Source organism: Martinezella dioscoreae, from assembly GCF_009176305.1.
GTDB classification, from domain to species: domain Bacteria; phylum Pseudomonadota; class Alphaproteobacteria; order Rhizobiales; family Rhizobiaceae; genus Rhizobium; species Rhizobium dioscoreae.
Genome location: NZ_BLAJ01000016.1, coordinates 26236 through 44735, shown reverse-complemented (window position 1 = coordinate 44735; position 18500 = coordinate 26236). Strand labels below are relative to the sequence as shown.

Here is an 18500-nt window from a genome sequence, read left to right as displayed (position 1 = left end):
GGGTTCCCGGCGACCGTATTTCGTCTGAGGCCATCAAGGCCGTCGGTATGCACTTGTGAATTCTGAAACCGGACGGGACAAGGCGACTGCCGCCCCGTCCGGCCTTGCTATAGGTAGGCTCAGCCCTTCAGGACTTCCACCAACGTCTTGCCGAGACGCGCCGGCGACGGCGACACGCGGATGCCTGCCGATTCCATCGCTGCGATCTTGTCTTCCGCGCCACCCTTGCCGCCGGAAATGACGGCGCCAGCATGGCCCATCGTGCGGCCGGGAGGTGCCGTGCGGCCGGCGATGAAGCCGACCATCGGCTTCTTGCGGCCCTTCTTGGCTTCGTCCTTGAGGAACTGTGCGGCGTCTTCTTCAGCCGAACCGCCGATTTCGCCGATCATGATGATCGACTTGGTTTCGTCGTCGGCGAGGAACATCTCGAGGACGTCGATGAATTCGGTACCCTTGACCGGATCGCCGCCGATGCCGACAGCCGTCGTCTGGCCGAGGCCTTCATTGGTGGTCTGGAACACAGCTTCGTAGGTCAGAGTGCCGGAACGCGAGAGAACGCCGACGGAGCCCTTCTTGAAGATGGAGCCCGGCATGATGCCGATCTTGCATTCGTTCGGAGTGAGCACGCCCGGGCAGTTCGGACCGATCAGGCGCGACTTCGACTTGATCAGACGATCCTTGACCTTGACCATGTCGGCAACCGGAATGCCTTCCGTGATGCAGACGATGAGCGGGATCTCGGCGTCGATCGCTTCGAGGATCGCGGCTGCGGCGCCTGCCGGCGGCACGTAGATGACCGAGGCGTTAGCGCCGGTCGCATCCTTGCCTTCGGCGACGGACTTGAAGATCGGCAGCTTTTCGCCGTCCTTGCCGGTCCAGGTTTCACCGCCCTTGGAAGGGTGGATACCGCCGACCATCTTCGTGCCGTGATAGGCGAGCGCCTGTTCAGTGTGGAAAGTGCCGGTCTTGCCGGTCAGGCCCTGAACCAGAACCTTGGTGTCTTTGTTGATGAGAATAGACATGCGAGGCCTTTGTTACGAGAGGTTGGAAGACGCGGAGGCAACGCGACGGTACAAGCCGCTGACGACCTCCTGCCATGTATCGCTGCCGGCGGGCGAGAACGTGACGCCCATGCGGTAGCAGTCTTCATTTTCGAACTGGAAGAGAGTGCGTTGCGCACCGCGCGGCGAAACTCGGGTCAGGACAAGCTTGTCGTCGATCCATTCGCCGGAAGCCGGCGCGGCGGGCACAAAGCCCACCGTATCGAACTGATAGAGCTTGTAGGCCTGATCCGCTCCGTCGAAGCCGAGAATATTCCGGGCTTCGAACGAGGTTTCGCCATCGCGCGTCTGCACGTAGCGCTGTTCGACGAAAAATCCGCCGAACAGACACTCGGCCGTGAGCCGCGCGGTTGCCGTGCCTTCCTTCGTCCAGGCCGAGGCCGCGACATGCTCTTCCCCTTCCCAGGTGCCGGCAAAGGCACCGAGGCGGAGATGAGCAGCCGTTGGAGCGAAGGAAGCAGCCATCCCGATCAGCCCTTGACTGCCTTCACGATCTTCTGGGCGGCATCGTCCAGGTCATCTGCGGAGATGACGTTGAGACCGGATTCGTTGATGATCTTCTTGCCGAGCTCGACATTGGTGCCTTCGAGGCGAACGACGAGAGGAACCTTCAGACCGACTTCCTTGACGGCTGCGAGCACGCCTTCGGCAATGACGTCGCACTTCATGATGCCGCCGAAGATGTTGACCAGAATGCCCTGGACAGCCGGATCGGCAGTGATGATCTTGAAGGCGGCCGTGACCTTTTCCTTGGAAGCGCCGCCGCCGACATCGAGGAAATTCGCCGGCTCAGCGCCGTAGAGCTTGATGATGTCCATGGTTGCCATGGCGAGACCGGCGCCGTTGACCATGCAGCCGATGTTGCCGTCGAGGGCGACATAGGCGAGATCGTATTCGTGGGCCTGGATTTCCTTCTCGTCTTCTTCGGTCGTATCGCGCAGCGCGCGGATGTCTTCATGACGGAAGAGCGCGTTGCCGTCGAAGGAAACCTTGGCGTCGAGAACGCGAAGGCGGCCGTTGGTCATGACGATCAGCGGGTTGACTTCGAGGAGCGCCATGTCCTTCTCGACGAAGGCCTTGTAGAGGATCGGGAAGAGCTTGGCGGCATCTTCGCGGGCAGCGCCCTCAAGCTTCAGCGCGTCGGAAAGAGCAGCCGTGTTGGCAGCCGTCACACCCGTCGACGGGTCGATAGCGACGGTGATGATCTTTTCCGGCGTGTCATGCGCAACGGTCTCGATGTCCATGCCTCCTTCGGTCGAAACGACGAAGGCAACCTGACCGACGGAACGGTCGACCAGGATCGAGAGGTAAAGTTCGCGGTCGATGTCGGCGCCGTCTTCGATGTAGAGGCGGTTGACCTGCTTGCCGGCCGGGCCGGTCTGCTTGGTCACCAGCGTATTGCCGAGCATGTCCTTGGCGTTGGCGACAACGTCGTCAACGGACTTGGCGAGGCGAACGCCGCCCTTGGCGTCTGGGCCGAGTTCCTTGAACTTGCCCTTGCCGCGGCCGCCAGCGTGAATCTGGCTCTTGACGACGTAAAGTGGGCCTGGAAGCTGTTTGGCAGCAGCAGCGGCTTCATCGGCGGAGAAGATGGCAACGCCGTCCGCGACGGGTGCGCCATAGCTCTTCAGCAGCGCCTTAGCCTGGTATTCATGAATGTTCATGGGTCTATCCCTGTTGGAACGCGGAAATTACTTCAGCGACGGCGCGATCGTGGCGCAGGCTTCGCAAAGACCCGCAACGGCTGCGACCGACTTGTCGAAGGCTTCCTTTTCAGCCTTGTTCAGGTCGATTTCGATGACGCGCTCGATGCCGCCGGCACCGATGACGGTGGGAACGCCGACATACATGTCCTTGACGCCGTACTGGCCATCGAGGTGCGCGGCGCAGGGCAGGACGCGCTTCTTGTCCTTGAGGTAGGACTCGGCCATGGCGATGGCGGACGCGGCCGGAGCGTAGTAAGCGGAACCGGTCTTGAGCAGGCCGACGATCTCGGCGCCGCCGTCACGGGTGCGCTGGATGATTTCTTCGAGGCGCTCGGCGGTCAGCCAGCCCATGTTGACGAGATCCGTCAGCGGGATGCCGGCAACGGTGGAGTAGCGGGCGAGCGGAACCATCGAGTCGCCGTGGCCGCCGAGAACGAAAGCCGTGACGTCTTCGACCGATACGTTGAATTCCTTGGCGAGGAAGAGGCGGAAGCGCGAGCTATCGAGCACGCCAGCCATGCCCACGACCTTGTTGGTCGGCAGGCCTGAGAATTTCTGCAGCGCCCAGACCATGGCGTCGAGCGGATTGGTGATGCAGATCACGAAAGCATTCGGGGCATACTTCTTGATGCCGGCGCCGACCTGTTCCATGACCTTGAGGTTGATGCCGAGAAGATCGTCGCGGCTCATGCCCGGCTTGCGGGGAACGCCTGCCGTGACGATGCAGACGTCAGCGCCTTCGATCGCGGAATAGTCGCTGGCGCCCGTGAGATTGGCGTCGAAGCCTTCGACCGGAGAAGACTGGGCAATGTCGAGACCCTTGCCCTGAGGAATGCCGTCCGCGATGTCGAACAGGACGATGTCGCCCAGTTCCTTCAGGCCGGCGAGATGCGCCAGCGTGCCACCAATCATGCCAGAACCAATAAGTGCGATCTTGTTGCGCGCCATTTCGGTGTATCCTTTGCGATCAAAATCCGTGGCAGGACACCGTGACAGGCATCCACAATAGCCGCCAATCGCATAGACCCAAAGGCCGAAATTGGCAATTGATTATTTTGAGATCAGGAATTTCAATCGGTTAGATCGAAAAATTCTTACGTAAACGTAAGACACTCTGTCACCGAATTGTTACTCGGCGGCACGCCTGGCCGGAGTCTGAGCCAGATATTCGGCGCTCCGCATCTCGAAAAGCCGCGATGCCGTGCGGTCGAATTCGAAGCCTTCTGTCCCCCGCCGCTCCTCGAGCAGATCTTCCGGCATGGCAGCCGCGGAGATGTAGAGACGGATATTATGATCGTAGAGCGTGTCGATCAGAATGATAAAACGCTTCGTCTGGTTGCGCTTGTCCGGCCCGAGCTTCGGCACGCGATCGAGGAAGATCGTATCGAACCGTTCGGCGATGGCGAGGAAATCGGCAGGCCCGAGCGGCGCGTCGCAGAGATCGGCAAAGGAGAACCGCGCCATGCGGTCGACGGCCAGAGGCACATAGATGGAGCGCCCCTTCATCTGGATCTCCATCGGCTGCGCCTTGCGCCCATGCAGCGCCTGCATCCAGGAGGCATCCATCGCCATGTCGGTGCGCTGGTCCAGCGGCGTCAGATAGACGGGCTGGCTGTTCAGCTTCTCCATGCGATAGTCGGTCGGCGAGTCCAGCGTCACCACATCGACATGCTTCTTGAGGAGATCGATGAAGGGCAGAAAGAGGCCGCGATTGAGCCCGTCGCGATAGAGATTATCGGGTTCGACATTCGAGGTGGCGATCAGCACGCAGCCGAGCGAGAACAGTTCGGAAAACAGCCGCGACAGGATCATCGCGTCGGCAATGTCGGTCACAGTGAATTCGTCGAAGCAAAGCAGTTCGGCTTCGGCATAGAGATCGGCGGCGACAGGTGGTATGGGATCGGCCTGCTTGGTCTCGCCATTCTTGAATTTCAGCCGCTGCGCCGCGATGCGATTGTGCACATCGGTCATGAACTCGAAGAAATGCGCCCGGCGTTTCTTCTGGCAGGGCGCCATCGAGAAGAACATGTCCATCAACATGGTCTTGCCGCGCCCGACGCTGCCGTGAATATAGAGGCCCTTGATCGTCTCGACCGACTTCTTGCGGGCAGCAAACATCCAGCCGAGCGCGCTGGATTTTGCGGCGGGCCGCTTGCGCTTGAGATCGGCAAGCACCCGGTCCAGCATTTTCGCCACATCCATCTGTGCCGAATCCACCTGAAGGGATCCGGACGCCGTCAGCGCCTTCAGCTGTTCGCAGACGCTGATCGAATAATCTGGCATGGGCTGCATGGGGAAATATCCGCCTGTGCAAAATAAGGGCGCACCCGAAGGATTGCTGCCCCTTTCAAAATAAGCTTATCGGCTGAGGCTGAGCGGCTGGCCGGAGGCGGTCGAACCGTCAAAACGCGAATCGGCCGTCTTGTAGACCGTACCGATCGTCGAGCCGTCACGATTCTTCAGGAGAACCTGCTTGCCAGAGACTTCCCACGAGCCCATCGAGGTCAGTTCGCCCGCGCAACCGCGCGTACCGCCGCGCGAACCGCTGCCGAGGTTGGTCAATGTCAGGAACATATCGCAGCTCGATCCGCCATTGCTCACCTTCCAGCTGCCGACCATCGATTCTTTCGTGACATCCATGGCCGAAGCCGCCATCGCCTGCTGCTGCGCCGGATTGGCTGCATTCGGTGCGCTCGCCGGCGCCGCTGGGAATTGCGAGCCGTTACCGGCGCCGGGAGGCGGAAGCTGGCTGGATTGGACGGAAGGAACAGGCTGAGCCTGCAGTGGCGCCGGAGACGAATAACTGTCGTTATTGTATGCCGTGCGCTGGCAACCGGCAAGCGACAGGCCAATCGCCGCAGCCGTCACTGCATATCTAAACTGCATCATCACACTCCTAAATGATTGTCCACTGCTGACATCGACAAAGTGATATTTAATGATGTCCGAATTATCGTATTTCACTTTGGTTAATCAAGTCGATACCGCCACAAATTGCCGAAGGCCATAGCTGGACAAGAATCGGGTGGTTTCAAGGCTGATCCACCGCGCCTCACTCAAAATGAACGCAGGCGGAGAATTTCGGCATTCTCTCCCACCAATGCTCTCTTGAATACCTATGCGCGACGATAGCGATATCGCATGTCATCTAGAGGATTATGCGAGCGCTTCGGCAAAAAACCTGCCGAAGCATTCTTTCATCATTTGTAGTCAAAAGGCGGGTCAGACCCGCCGCTCGACCATCATCTTCTTGATTTCGGCGATCGCCTTGGCCGGGTTCAGACCCTTCGGGCAGGTCTGGGCGCAGTTCATGATCGTATGGCAGCGATAGAGGCGGAAGGGATCCTCGAGGTTATCGAGGCGCTCGCCCTTGGCTTCGTCTCTGGAATCGATCAGCCAGCGATAGGCCTGCAGCAGCACAGCCGGGCCGAGGTAGCGGTCGCCGTTCCACCAGTAGCTCGGACAGGAGGTGGAGCAGCAGGCGCAGAGAATGCATTCGTAGAGGCCGTCGAGTTTGAGGCGGTCCTCATGGCTCTGCTTCCATTCCTTGGCCGGCGGCGGCGAGACCGTCTTCAGCCAAGGCTCGATCGAGCGATGCTGGGCATAGAAGTTCGTCAGGTCAGGCACGAGGTCCTTGACGACGGGCATATGCGGCAGCGGATAGATCTTCACGGTGCCCTTGATCTCATCCAGACCCTTGGTGCAGGCGAGCGTGTTGGTGCCGTCGATGTTCATCGCGCAGGAGCCGCAAATGCCTTCGCGACAGGAGCGGCGCAGCGTCAGCGTCGGGTCGATCTTGTTCTTGATGTAAAGCAGACCGTCGAGCACCATCGGGCCGCAATCGTCGACATCGATGTAATAGGTATCGATGCTCGGGTTCTGGCCGTCATCCGGGCTCCAGCGATAGACGCGGAATTCGCGCGTGTTCTTGGCGCCGACCGGCTTCGGCCAGACCTTGCCTTCGCGCATCTGAGAGTTCTTGGGGAGAGCGAGTTCAACCATGGTCAGTTCCTCTCAGATCAATACACGCGTGCCTTCGGCTCGATCTTGTGCGGATCGATGCCTTCGGCGATCAGGTCGGTGTGAACCGGACGATAGTCGAGCTTCACGTCGCCTGCCTCGTTGACCCAGGCAAGCGTATGCTTGCGCCAGTTCTCGTCGTCGCGGCCGGCAAACTTGCCCTCGGTATAGTCCTCGCGGGCATGCGAGCCGCGGCTTTCCTTGCGAGCCTCGGCGCCATAGATGGTCGTGATGGCATTGGCCATCAGATTGTGCAGCTCCAGCGTCTCGACAAGGTCGGAATTCCAGATCAGCGAGCGGTCGGTGACCTTGATATCGGGCAATTCCTTCCAGATCTCCGACAGGCGGCGGCAGCCGGATTCCAGCGATTCCTGGGTACGGAACACGGCGGCATCTTCCTGCATGGCGCGCTGCATCTTCTCGCGCAGTGCCGCCGTCGGCGTCGAGCCGCTGGCATGGCGCAGGCGATCGAAGCGCTCCATGATCTTGTCGCAGGCGGCGACATTCACAGGGGGAACCGGGCTGTTGCGGTCGATGACCTGGCCGGCGCGGATGGCCGCAGCACGGCCGAAGACCACGAGGTCGATCAGCGAGTTGGAGCCGAGGCGATTGGCGCCGTGCACCGATGCGCAGCCGGCTTCGCCGACGGCCATCAGGCCCGGCAGCACGCGCTCGGGATTGCTGCTGTCGGCATTCAGCACTTCGCCCCAATAGTTCGTGGGAATGCCGCCCATATTGTAGTGAACGGTCGGCAGGACCGGGATCGGATCGCGGGTCACATCGACGCCAGCGAAGATGCGCGCGCTCTCGGAGATGCCCGGCAGGCGCTCGTGCAGCACGGCCGGATCGAGATGGTCGAGATGTAGGAAGATGTGATCCTTGTTCTTGCCGACGCCGCGGCCCTCGCGGATCTCAAGCGTCATGCAGCGCGAAACGACGTCACGCGAGGCAAGGTCCTTCGCCGACGGCGCATAGCGTTCCATGAAGCGCTCGCCCTCGGAATTGACGAGATAACCGCCTTCGCCGCGTGCGCCTTCGGTGATCAGGCAGCCCGAACCGTAGATACCGGTCGGATGGAACTGAACGAATTCCATATCCTGCAGCGGCAGGCCGGCGCGGGCCACCATGCCGCCACCGTCGCCGGTGCAGGTATGGGCGGAGGTCGCCGAGAAATAGGCGCGGCCATAGCCGCCGGTCGCCAGCACCACCATCTTGGCGGCGAAGCGATGGATCGTGCCGTCATCGAGGCACCAGGCGACGACGCCGGTGCAACGGCTGCCGTCATCGGACATGATGAGGTCGAGTGCAAAATACTCGATGAAGAATTCCGCATTGTTGCGCAGCGACTGGCCGTAGAGCGTGTGCAGGATGGCGTGGCCCGTACGGTCGGCGGCGGCACAGGTGCGCTGCACCGGCGGTCCCTCGCCGAAATTCTGCATGTGGCCGCCGAACGGGCGCTGATAGATCTTGCCTTCTTCGTTGCGCGAGAAGGGCACGCCGTAATGCTCGAGTTCGTAGACGGCCTTCGGCGCTTCCATGACCATGTACTGCATGGCGTCGACGTCGCCGAGCCAGTCGGAGCCCTTGACGGTGTCGTATAGATGCCACTGCCAGCTGTCCGGCGTCATGTTCTGCAGCGAGGCGGCAATGCCGCCCTGGGCTGCGACGGTGTGCGAACGGGTGGGGAAGACCTTGGTGATGCAGGCGGTGCGGAAGCCCTGTTCGGCCATGCCGAGCGTGGCGCGCAGGCCGGCGCCGCCGGCGCCGACGACGATCACGTCATAGGAGTGGTCGATATACTTGTAGGCTTTCCCGTTCTGGGCGGGCCCATTCTGAGCGGATGAGTTCGGTGCCATGATGCAATTATCCTACGAACGCGATCTTCAGAATGGCGAAAAGACAGAGCCCCGCCACGACGATCGCGAAGAACGTGTTGAGCATGAGAAGGACGATCTTGGCGAATTCGCCATGAACATAGTCCTCGATGATGACCTGCATGCCGATCTTCATATGAATGAGGGCGGAGATCACCATCAGGGCGAAGATGACGGCGACGATCGGATTCGAGATCGCATGCACGACTTCAGCGTAGGGCGCGCCGGCATAGATCATCAGGAAGATGACGAAGAAGAGGAAAAGTGGAACATTGGCAACGGCGGTCAGGCGCTGGCGCCAGAAATGATCGGTACCTTCCTTGGCGGAACCGAGACCGCGGACTTTGCCCAGAGGAGTGCGCATATCCATGAGAAATATCCTTTAAAGCATGATCCCGAAATGTGCCCAGGCGCTTCCGGGAGCGATCATGCCAATCAACCCAGCCGGATGACGATGCCGATGATCCAGACCAGCGCGGTCAGACAGATCGAGCCGATGAGCGTGAACTTGGCCATCTTCGTCGAGACGGCGGGATCGAAACCATGCCCGAGATCCCAGATGAAATGACGAAAGCCACCCAGCATATGGTGCAGCAGCGCCCAGGTGTAGCCGAGCAGGATGATGCGGCCGATGATCGTACCCATGATCCAATTGACCAGATCGAAATAGCCCTGACCCGTCGCCGCGGCGATCAGCCACCAGGCGACCAGCACCGTGCCGAAGTAGAGCGCGCCACCGGTGATGCGGTGGACGATCGACATGACCATGGTGGGGATAGGTTTGTAGATTTGCAGATGCGGCGACAGAGGCCGGTTTTGTGTGACGTTCGCCATCAGAACCTCGCGGCGTTACGATACGCTTAGAACCCGGATATCCGGGGCAACGCGCGCGCGGGGATGCGCAGTGTGCGTTGCATCATTGCGACCATTAATCACACAGACGGCCATCGACAAGCACAATTGATGCCTGCATCGAATTTAATCGATTCGGATCGCTCTGCACTTTAGCGAGCATGCAGAGAAGAGCCTCCCATTCCGGCCCATTTACCATTTCGGCAAGCCTGACATGGACTTCGCTGCGGTCTTCGGGCAATCTGCCGTTAAGATTTCATTAACGAACCGAAGCGGATCGAATCATGGCCCCGCATCTTTTCAAGGCAGCAGCGCTCGTTTTAGCGGCAGCCGCTCTTTCCTCGACGCCGACTTCAGCCGGCGACTATCGCCACTGGCACCATCACAACCGCTCCGGCATCGTGCGCCTCAACCAGATATCCCAACCGCAGGGTTCAGGGCAGCAACCCGCCCGGATCGTGATCATGGAACGACGCGATGCGGCAAGCGCCGGCAGCTATGCCGGTTCGGCCGACGTCTATCGGGCTGATGGCGGCACCTATGTTATCGGCTATGGCGGCTACAATCCCTATGCCCGGACCGCTGCGGCGCAGCTGCGACCGAAGGCGAAGGTCATCGATGTTCGCTATGCCGACAATCCCTGCTCATACGAAGCGGGCGTCTGCGTCATCCGGCATTGATGATTCTCAATCGGCGAGAAACCGCCAGACCGTCGTTTTCTTGACTTCGCTGTCCTCAAGCGCCCGCGTCACCGGCACTTGATAGGTCGCCTGCTCTTGCAGACGATCCTTGGGAAGATAGGCCCTGCCGGGATCGCCGACCAGAACCGTCTTCCCGTCGCCGGCCAATCGCCTTAGCCAGGGAACGAGGCTCGCGGCAAAATCGCGATCATAGAAGACATCGCCGGCGAGAATGATGCCCTCATCCACGGCCTGCCCGATCATATTGTCGCCGGAAAAATCCAGGGCCACACCGTTTTCAGCAGCATTGAGCCGGATCGCCGTGCCCGCCCACGGATCGATATCGACCGCGATCACCTGGACCGCACCTGCTCGCTTGGCGGCAATCGCGACAAGTCCGGAGCCGCTGGCAAAATCCAGCACCGTTTTGCCGGCAACGATCTCCGGATGATCGAGTATATAGCGCGCCAAGCCCTGGCCACCCGCCCAGGCAAAGGCCCAGAAGGGCGGCGGCAGGCCGATCTCTTGCAGCTCCTCTTCCGTCTTCAGCCACAGCTCATGCGCTTCGCTTGCCAGATGCAGCCGGATTTCCGGCACATGCGGCGGCGCCATCAGGCTGGTATTGGCGCGGATGAAGCTTTCCGGATCGGTTTTCAATGAATCTCCCACCTGCCGAACAAGGCGGAATCAGGCCGGCGGGTTTTCCAGCCCGCCCATGCGGCAGACTTCCAACCATTCATCATCCGTCACCGGCTGCACCGAAAGCCGCATGGAGGTGACGAGCGCCATCTGCGCAAGCTTCGGATTGGCCTTGATGTCTTTGAGAGTCACGGGATTCGGCATGTCGCGGACGGCGCGGATATCGACGCATTCCCAGCGCGGATCATCCTTCGCGGTCGAATCCGGATGCGCCAGCGCGCAGACCTCGACGATACCGACGACCTCTAGCCCGTCATTGGAATGATAGAAGAAGCCCTTGTCGCCGATCTGCATGGCCCGCATGTTGTTGCGGGCGAGATAGTTGCGCACGCCGGTCCATTCCGTTCCCTTGTCGCCGGCATCCTTCTGCTGTTGCCAGGACCAGGAGGACGGCTCGGATTTATAAAGCCAATGCGCCATCTCTTATGCCTCCGGCTTGTTGAAGACCCAGTTGAACGGCTTGATCTCGACGCTCTCGAACAAGCCGGCCTTCGTATAGGGATCCGCATCGGCAATCGCGACTGCCGCTTCGATGCTTTCCGCCTCGACGATCACGAGGCTGCCATTCGGCTTGCCTTCCGCGTCGAGGAACGGACCCGCCATCTTCAGCGTGCCCTCGGCATTGAGCTTATTCAGATGTTCCAAATGCGCCGGGCGCGTCTCCATGCGGACATTCAGGTGACCGGGCTTGTCCTTGCAGACAAAGGCAAACAGCATTGCTTGGCTCCTTCAGATATTCAGAAAATATTCCCCAGAAACTATTCCGTGGTGATCGGCCGTGTCATCAATTGCCCGATGGCTGCGCCTATGTCGAGTTTGCCGTCGATGATGGCGGACACCGCGTCGGTGATCGGCATGTCAACGCCGAGTTCGTGGGCAAGCCGCGCGGCAATGGATGCGGCATAGGCGCCTTCGACCAGCGTGCCACGCGTTGGGTCAACCGTTTCTCCTTTACCAAGGGCAATGCCGAAACGCAGATTGCGGGATTGATGGCTGGTCGCCGTCAGCACGAGGTCGCCAAGGCCAGATAGGCCGCGGACGGTTTCCGCCTTGCCGCCCTTGGCCGCGACGAAGCGCGACATCTCGGCAAGGCCGCGGCTGATCAGCGCCGCACGGGCGGAATCGCCGATACCCCGACCCTCGACGATACCGCAGGCAATCGCGAGGACATTCTTCAGCGCCCCCCCGAGCTGCACGCCGATACGGTCGTCCGAGGCGTAAAGACGGAAGGTCGGACCGGAAATCGCCTGTGCAAGCCGTTCCGCCACCGCCATGTCTGTAGCGGCGATCGCCATGGCAGTCGGCAGGCCTTTGGCGATGTCGGAGGCAAAGCCCGGCCCGGAGAGAACGGCGATGACATGCTCCGGCAGTTCGCGCTCCAGCATGTCGGTCAACAGATCGCCGGAAACCTTGTCGATACCCTTGGCGCAGGTGACGACGACGGCATCCTTGGCAAGATAAGGCCCATAATGTTTGGCAGCATCGGCCTGCGCCTGCGAAGGCATGGCAAAGAGGACGATGCCCGCATCGGAAACGGCATCCGCCTCGGCCGAGAACTTCAAAGAATCCGGAAGCGCAATCCCCGGCAGGACGGCATCATGCATGCGATCGGCTGCAAGATCCGCCATCAGGCCGGCTTTTCGCCCGACGAGGGTGACGTCGCTGCGGCCGGTCAATGCAATGACGGCTGCGAGCGCCGTGCCGAAAGCGCCGGCGCCGATGACTGCGATCCTCTCGTTGCCGCTCATGCCTTTGCTCCTCGTTTGCCGTGCCCGAGCAGGGTTTCCGCCTTCTGATCCAGCGGCCAGCGCGAGCGCGGCTGCACATCGAGATCATCAGGCGCCGCACCCGTTGCCATCCGCTCCAATCCAGCCCAGGCGATCATGACGGCATTGTCCGTACACAGTCTCAATGGCGGCGCGATGAAACGGAAACCATTGGCATCGCAAAGCTCCTGCAGCGTGCGGCGCAGTTCGAGATTGGCGGCGACACCACCGGCCACGACAAGCGACGGCTGTTCCGCCGTCTTCGGAAACTCCGCCTTGAAGCGCTGCAGGCCTCGGCCAATGCGATCCTTCAGCGTGCGCGAGATTGCCTTCTGGAAGGAGGCGCAAATATCGGCGATATCCTGCTCGGTGACAGGCGCGATCGCCGTCGCCGCCTGCCGCACCGCCGTCTTCAGGCCGGAAAAGGAAAAATCGAGGCGCGTCTCGCCGACCAGCGGCCGTGGCAGATCGAAGCGGTCCGGATTGCCATTCTTGGCGGCTGCCTCCACGGCCGGGCCGCCGGGATAAGGCAACCCCAAAAGCTTGGCCGTTTTGTCGAAAGCTTCGCCCAGCGCATCGTCGATGGTCGTGCCCCAGCGCTCATATTGGCCAACGCCGCGCACCAGGATCAGCTGGGTATGGCCGCCGGAAACGAGCAGCATGAGATAGGGAAAGGCAAGTCCGTCCGTCAGCCGCGCGGTCAGGGCATGGCCTTCCAGATGGTTGATGGCGTATAATGGTTTGCCTGTCGCACGTGAGATCGCCTTGCCGGTCATCAGACCGACGAGCAGGCCGCCGATGAGGCCGGGACCGGATGTGGCGGCAATGGCATCGACGTCTAAGAGCGACACATTGGCGCGTTTCAATGCTTCGTCGATCAGCGTATCGAGCGCCTCGACATGCGCACGCGCGGCAATTTCCGGCACGACGCCGCCATAGGCGCTATGCTCGTCCAATTGGCTGAGGACGACATCGGAACAGACATTGGGCGTGCCGTCATCCCGACGCTCGACAATGGCCGCGGCGGTTTCGTCGCAGCTTGTTTCGATGCCGAGAATACGAAGAACGGATGCCATGGAGAAAGTTCGTTGCCTACAGGTCGATTGCGATAAAGCGGAAATATGGTTACGGGAACTGTCGGTAACAACGGATCAAAGCGGATGCAAACAAAACCTTTCCGGATCGGCACGCGGGGCAGCCCGCTGGCGCTCGCCCAAGCGCGAGAAGCGCGCGACCGCCTGATGGCGGCCCATGGCCTTCCGGAGGAGATGTTCGAAATCGTCGTTCTCACCACCAAGGGCGACCGCATCACCGACCGGTCGCTGGCGGCAATCGGCGGCAAAGGCCTGTTCACCGAGGAACTGGAAGAAAAGCTGACGTCGGGCGAACTCGACTTCGCCGTGCACTCGGCCAAGGATATGGCGACGAAACTGCCCCAAGGCTTGGCGCTCACCGCCTATCTGCCGCGCGAAGATATCCGCGATTCTGTCATCGGCCGCACCGCGCCGAAACTAATCGAGCTACCGCACGGCGCCACCGTCGGCTCTGCGTCGCTGCGCCGCCAGGCACTGATCCGCCGTCTGCGCCCTGATATCAATGTCATCACCTTCCGCGGCTCCGTCCAGACGCGCCTGCGCAAGCTGGAAGAGGGGCAGGCCGACGCGACCTTGCTGGCGCTTGCCGGCCTGAAGCGGCTCGGCATGGTCGAGGTCATCACCGATATTCTCGACCCGGACGAATTCCCTCCAGCGCCCGCGCAAGGCGCGATCACAATCGAAAGCCGCATCGACGACGCGCGGATGAATGATCTGCTCGCCGCCGTCAATGACGCGCCGACCTTCGATGCCGTATCCTGCGAACGCGCCTTCCTGGCCGCACTCGACGGCTCCTGCCGCACGCCGATAGCCGGCTACGCAATTTGCGAAGGCGATCATCTGCGCTTCTTCGGCATGATCCTCACCCCGGATGGCAAGCAGGTACACACGACCACGATCGAGGGCCACCGCCGCGATGCCGAGGCGCTCGGAATCAATGCCGGCCAGGCGATCCGCGCCGAAGCCGGCAGCACCTTCTTCGAAGACTGGACCTGACAAAGGATGCGCGTCGTCGTCACCCGCCCTCAGCATTCGGGTGAGCGCACCATGCGGCGGCTGGCGCAGATGGGACATGAACCCCTGCTGCTGCCGCTGGCCAAACCTGTCCACGATGTCGAGGAGGCGAGACGAGCGCTCCTTGCCACGCAGGGCGCCGTCGCCGTTACCAGCGCCGAGGCGATCCGGGCGCTTTCGTTGTTGGATTCCGATCTTGCGCCTCATCTTGGTCGTCGCCTCTTTGCCGTGGGAAAGGCGACAGCCAAAGAAGCGGCTGATCTCGGATTCAGCAATATCGCCATATCCGAAGGCGGCGGCACAGAGCTTGCCGTCATGATCTCCGGCCATCCTTCATGCCTGCACGACGGCCCCCTTCTCTATCTTGCGGGGTCTCCGCGAGCGGCTGGCTTCGAAGCCGGACTGGCTGAGCGACACCTGCCTTTCCTGACCATCGAATGCTACCGGATGCAGAATATCGTCCCAGACGACAACATTCTTCGCCGGCTTTTCGCCGACACCCGTGCGGACGCCGTACTGCTCTATTCCCAGGAGACGGCGAAACGCTTTTTCAGCCTGCCATTCGTTCGGCACAACCCCGGCATCCTTGCTGAAACACGATTTCTCTGCCTGAGCGAAACCATCGCCAGCGCAGTTCCGGAGCCGATGCGATCCCATGTCGATATTGCCGACATGCCGAATGAAGACCGGCTTATGGCGCTTCTGATCCACGCGTAAGGTCGCAATTTTGATGTAAGGCCTTTCCATAATCGCCTTGTCTGTCTAACTTCGTTGCAGCGCATGATAAAGAGGACCTCATGGTATCGCGAAAAACGCCTAACCATTCGAAGCCCAACGACGAACCGGTCACGATTGATCTGGAAGCCGAAAAAACTGCGCAGGACGCAGCTCCCGAAGATTTGACTGAGCGCAGCCATGGCGAGCTTGGCGGCTCCTCGGCTGATGAAGTGGAAATGCCGCTGGAAGCGGAGAAGGAGCCATTTCGCGAAGAAGCTCAGGAGTCGATCTTCGGCGCCGCACCGCAAGAGCCGCAAACGGCCGCTGCGCAGCAGGCCGATCCTCCACCGTCCCATGCCGACCATCCGCCTCATACCGAGCGTCCGCCGTCGCGCGAGGGTTCGACATCAGGCCTTATCGCGGCCGGCATCACCGGCGGCTTGATCGCCCTCATTTGCGCCGGCGCCTTGCAATATGCGGGCTTCCTGCCTGGCGGCCGCACAGGCAAGGACAGCGCAACCGAGATCGCCGCACTGAATGCGGAGATCGACGGTCTCAAGCAGAGCATCGCCAATCTCGCCGCCGCACCAACCGCAAAGCCGGACGAAGCACTGACGGCCCGCGTCGCAGCACTTGAGGCGAGCGCTGCCAACGGCGCTTCGGCAAATGGCTCGGCTGGCATCCCTAATCCCGCCTCCGACCAGAAGATCGCTTCGCTCACCAGCGAGGTGGAGCAGCTGAAATCGGATCTCAGCAAGGCAACGCAGAGCCAGGCAACCTCAGATGCCGAAGTCAGCAAGCGTCTTGACGACGCTGAAAAGAAGTTGAGCGGACCGAGCCAGGAAAGCGCGGTTGCCCGCGCCATCGCAGCTGCAGCGTTGAAGGCGGCAATCGACCGCGGCGGCCCCTTCCAGCCTGAGCTCGACACCTTTGCCAATGTTGCGCCGGACGATCCAGCCGTTGCAGATCTCAAGAATTTCGCCCAGACCGGCGTGCCCTCCCGTGCCGACCTGATCCGCCAGGTTTCCGATGTCGCGACCGCAATCGTCGCCACCGCGCAGACCGACGATCCGAACCAGAGCTGGAGCAGCCGGCTGATGTCGGGAGCGAAATCGCTGGTGCAGGTCCGCCCCGTCGGCAATGTGCCCGGCGACAGCATCGATGCCATCGCCGCGCGTTTCGAGGACAAGGTCAGGAACGGCGATCTGCCGGGCGCGGTGACCGAGTGGAACATCCTGCCCGATGCCGGAAAATCCGCATCGGCCGCCTTCAAGCAATCTCTGGAAGCCCGCATCCGCGTTGAGGACCTGGTAAGCGATGCCCTGTCGAAGGCGATCGCCAATACCGGGAAACAGAACTAAGGACGGAGTGTAGCAATGATCAGACTGCTTATCTTCGCCATTCTCGTTCTGGCTCTCGGCTATGGCTTTTCGTGGCTCGCGGATCGCCCCGGCGATCTCTCGCTGGTTTGGGAAGGGCAGCTTTACCAGACGAAACTGATCGTGGCCGCCGCGATCCTGATTGCGATCGTGGCCGCCGTCATGATCGTCTGGTGGTTCGTGCGGTTGATCTGGACTTCGCCCTATTCCGTTACTCGCTATTTCCGCGCCCGCAAGCGCGATCGCGGCTATCAAGCGTTGTCGACGGGCCTGATCGCCGCCGGTGCCGGCAATGCGCTGCTCGCCCGCAAGATGGCGGCCCGCAGCCGTGGCCTCATCCGCGCCGATCAGGAGCCGCTCATCAACCTGCTTGAAGCCCAGGCTGCCCTGATCGAAGGCAAGCATGACGAGGCCCGTCAGAAGTTCGAACAGATGGCCAATGATCCGGAAACGCGCGAGCTTGGCCTGCGAGGCCTCTATCTCGAAGCCAAGCGCCTCGGCGCGCATGAAGCAGCGCGGCAATATGCCGAAAAGGCCGCCGACCAGGCGCCCTACCTGCCTTGGGCGGCGCAGGCGACATTGGAATATCGCAGCCAGGCCGGCCGCTGGGATGATGCCATCAAGCTGCTGGACCAGCAAAAGGTTGCCCATGTCGTCGACAAGGCCACGGCCAACCGTCAACGCGCCGTGCTGCTGACGGCCCGCGCCAACGACAAGCTGGAGAGCGATCCGACAGGCGCGCGCGACGATGCTTTGGCGGCGTTGAAGCTTGTGGACGATTTCGTGCCCGCAGCGCTGATCGCGGCCAAGGCCTTGTTCCGTGAAGACAAGGTGCGCAAGGCTGCCTCCATCCTCGAGCAGGTCTGGAAGGCGCAGCCGCATCCCGAAGTCGGCAGGGCATATGTGCGAGCTCGCAGTGGCGATTCCGTTCTTGACCGTTTGAAGCGCGCCGAGCGGCTGGAGGCGATCCGCCCGAACAATGTCGAAGCTCTGCTGTTGACCGCAAAGGCGGCGATGGATGCCGGCGATTTTGCCAAGGCTCGTGCCAAGGCAGAAGCAGCCGCAAGGATCGATGCGCGCGAAGGCGCTTTCCTGCTTCTTGCCGATATCGAAGAGGCCGAAACCGGCGATCAGGGCCGCATCCGCCACTGGATGGCGCAGGCGCTGCGCGCGCCGCGCGATCCGGCCTGGGTTGCCGATGGCTTCGTCTCGGAAAAATGGCTGCCGCTGTCGCCGATCACGGGCCGTCTCGATGCCTTCGAATGGAAGGCGCCTTTCGGCCAGATCGATGGGCCGGTGGAAGAAGGCTCCACGGTATCGGTCGATGCGGCGCTGAAATCGCTGCCGCCGGTGCGCGAGGCCGCCACCGCAACCACGGCGGCAAAGCCAAGTTCACCGAAAGTTGCATCGCCGGCCGCCGATACCTATGTCATGGAATTGGAACCTGCCGTGGCGAAACCCGCTTCAAGCCCCTCCGAGGCTGCGCCAAAGCCGGCACAGCAGGGTGAGGAGCCCCGGCCCTTTTTCGGCGGCGCGCCGGATGATCCGGGCGTGAAGGATCGGAAACTTGAACCGGAGCCCAAGACACGGCTCAAGTTGTTTTAGAGCAATTCCGGCAAAACTGCGCGGCGGTTTTGC

Annotated in this window: 20 protein-coding genes; 5 read left to right on the top strand and 15 right to left on the bottom strand. The window is 61.4% G+C overall.

The features are described from left to right. Positions 1 to 119 precede the first annotated feature (119 nt). The 10 genes from sucD to sdhC form a co-directional block, all read right to left on the bottom strand. Positions 120 to 1022, bottom strand: a complete 903-nt coding sequence (gene sucD / locus GDN47_RS29350) for a succinate--CoA ligase subunit alpha (protein ID WP_095432963.1) — start codon at positions 1020 to 1022, stop codon at positions 120 to 122. A 12-nt stretch (positions 1023 to 1034) separates the two neighbouring features. Then, positions 1035 to 1526, bottom strand: a complete 492-nt coding sequence (locus GDN47_RS29345) for a DUF1579 family protein (RefSeq protein ID WP_113330701.1) — start codon at positions 1524 to 1526, stop codon at positions 1035 to 1037. A 5-nt stretch (positions 1527 to 1531) separates the two neighbouring features. Next, positions 1532 to 2725: an ADP-forming succinate--CoA ligase subunit beta gene (gene sucC / locus GDN47_RS29340; protein WP_113330702.1), complete on the bottom strand. Its 1194-nt coding sequence runs from the start codon at positions 2723 to 2725 to the stop codon at positions 1532 to 1534. 27 nt (positions 2726 to 2752) lie between these two features. Then, entirely contained in the window at positions 2753 to 3715 is a 963-nt protein-coding gene (mdh, locus tag GDN47_RS29335) for a malate dehydrogenase (RefSeq protein WP_069613384.1), read from the bottom strand. A 180-nt stretch (positions 3716 to 3895) separates the two neighbouring features. Then, positions 3896 to 5059, bottom strand: coding sequence for a cell division protein ZapE (gene zapE / locus GDN47_RS29330; RefSeq protein ID WP_152094808.1), 1164 nt, complete (start codon positions 5057 to 5059; stop codon positions 3896 to 3898). Between the two features lie 66 nt (positions 5060 to 5125). After that, positions 5126 to 5653 (bottom strand): protease inhibitor Inh/omp19 family protein, encoded by a 528-nt coding sequence (locus tag GDN47_RS29325; protein ID WP_069613433.1) that lies wholly within the window; start codon positions 5651 to 5653, stop codon positions 5126 to 5128. 336 nt (positions 5654 to 5989) lie between these two features. Continuing rightward, positions 5990 to 6769, bottom strand: a complete 780-nt coding sequence (locus GDN47_RS29320; protein WP_075853671.1) for a succinate dehydrogenase iron-sulfur subunit — start codon at positions 6767 to 6769, stop codon at positions 5990 to 5992. 17 nt (positions 6770 to 6786) lie between these two features. Then, a complete protein-coding gene (gene sdhA, locus GDN47_RS29315; protein ID WP_112341366.1) occupies positions 6787 to 8643 on the bottom strand; it encodes a succinate dehydrogenase flavoprotein subunit in 1857 nt (618 codons plus the stop codon). 7 nt (positions 8644 to 8650) lie between these two features. Further along, positions 8651 to 9031, bottom strand: a complete 381-nt coding sequence (gene sdhD, locus GDN47_RS29310; RefSeq protein ID WP_113330705.1) for a succinate dehydrogenase, hydrophobic membrane anchor protein — start codon at positions 9029 to 9031, stop codon at positions 8651 to 8653. Between the two features lie 65 nt (positions 9032 to 9096). Next, on the bottom strand, positions 9097 to 9495 hold the full coding sequence (sdhC, locus tag GDN47_RS29305) for a succinate dehydrogenase, cytochrome b556 subunit (protein ID WP_113354319.1): 399 nt from the start codon (positions 9493 to 9495) through the stop codon (positions 9097 to 9099). A 302-nt stretch (positions 9496 to 9797) separates the two neighbouring features. Here sdhC and GDN47_RS29300 point away from each other — a divergent pair, with 302 nt between their 5' ends. Further along, complete coding sequence (locus GDN47_RS29300; protein WP_145636090.1) at positions 9798 to 10193, top strand: hypothetical protein; 396 nt, start codon at positions 9798 to 9800, stop codon at positions 10191 to 10193. Between the two features lie 6 nt (positions 10194 to 10199). Here GDN47_RS29300 and GDN47_RS29295 read toward each other — a convergent pair whose 3' ends face one another. The 5 genes from GDN47_RS29295 to tsaD are packed head-to-tail and all read right to left on the bottom strand — an operon-like array spanning position 10200 to position 13734. Next, positions 10200 to 10850: a class I SAM-dependent methyltransferase gene (locus GDN47_RS29295; RefSeq protein WP_145636088.1), complete on the bottom strand. Its 651-nt coding sequence runs from the start codon at positions 10848 to 10850 to the stop codon at positions 10200 to 10202. 30 nt (positions 10851 to 10880) lie between these two features. Beyond that, on the bottom strand, positions 10881 to 11312 hold the full coding sequence (locus GDN47_RS29290) for an EVE domain-containing protein (protein ID WP_145636086.1): 432 nt from the start codon (positions 11310 to 11312) through the stop codon (positions 10881 to 10883). A 3-nt stretch (positions 11313 to 11315) separates the two neighbouring features. Beyond that, positions 11316 to 11609 (bottom strand): YciI-like protein, encoded by a 294-nt coding sequence (locus GDN47_RS29285; RefSeq protein WP_145636084.1) that lies wholly within the window; start codon positions 11607 to 11609, stop codon positions 11316 to 11318. Between the two features lie 41 nt (positions 11610 to 11650). Beyond that, complete coding sequence (locus GDN47_RS29280; RefSeq protein ID WP_145636081.1) at positions 11651 to 12640, bottom strand: NAD(P)H-dependent glycerol-3-phosphate dehydrogenase; 990 nt, start codon at positions 12638 to 12640, stop codon at positions 11651 to 11653. Then, positions 12637 to 13734 carry a tRNA (adenosine(37)-N6)-threonylcarbamoyltransferase complex transferase subunit TsaD gene (gene tsaD, locus GDN47_RS29275; RefSeq protein WP_145636079.1) on the bottom strand — a complete coding sequence of 366 codons (1098 nt, stop codon included), beginning with the start codon at positions 13732 to 13734 and terminating at the stop codon, positions 12637 to 12639. The genes GDN47_RS29280 and tsaD overlap by 4 nt, the downstream gene beginning before the upstream one ends. 84 nt (positions 13735 to 13818) lie before the next feature. Between tsaD and hemC the strand changes: the two genes are divergently transcribed. The 4 genes from hemC (at position 13819) to GDN47_RS29255 (ending at position 18467) form a co-directional block, all read left to right on the top strand. Continuing rightward, complete coding sequence (gene hemC / locus GDN47_RS29270; protein ID WP_145636077.1) at positions 13819 to 14748, top strand: hydroxymethylbilane synthase; 930 nt, start codon at positions 13819 to 13821, stop codon at positions 14746 to 14748. A 6-nt stretch (positions 14749 to 14754) separates the two neighbouring features. Continuing rightward, positions 14755 to 15483 carry a uroporphyrinogen-III synthase gene (locus GDN47_RS29265; protein ID WP_145636075.1) on the top strand — a complete coding sequence of 243 codons (729 nt, stop codon included), beginning with the start codon at positions 14755 to 14757 and terminating at the stop codon, positions 15481 to 15483. 80 nt (positions 15484 to 15563) lie between these two features. Beyond that, positions 15564 to 16844 (top strand): COG4223 family protein, encoded by a 1281-nt coding sequence (locus tag GDN47_RS29260; protein ID WP_145636073.1) that lies wholly within the window; start codon positions 15564 to 15566, stop codon positions 16842 to 16844. Positions 16845 to 16859: 15 nt separating this feature from the next. Then, positions 16860 to 18467, top strand: a complete 1608-nt coding sequence (locus tag GDN47_RS29255; RefSeq protein ID WP_145636071.1) for a heme biosynthesis protein HemY — start codon at positions 16860 to 16862, stop codon at positions 18465 to 18467. Positions 18468 to 18500 lie beyond the last annotated feature (33 nt).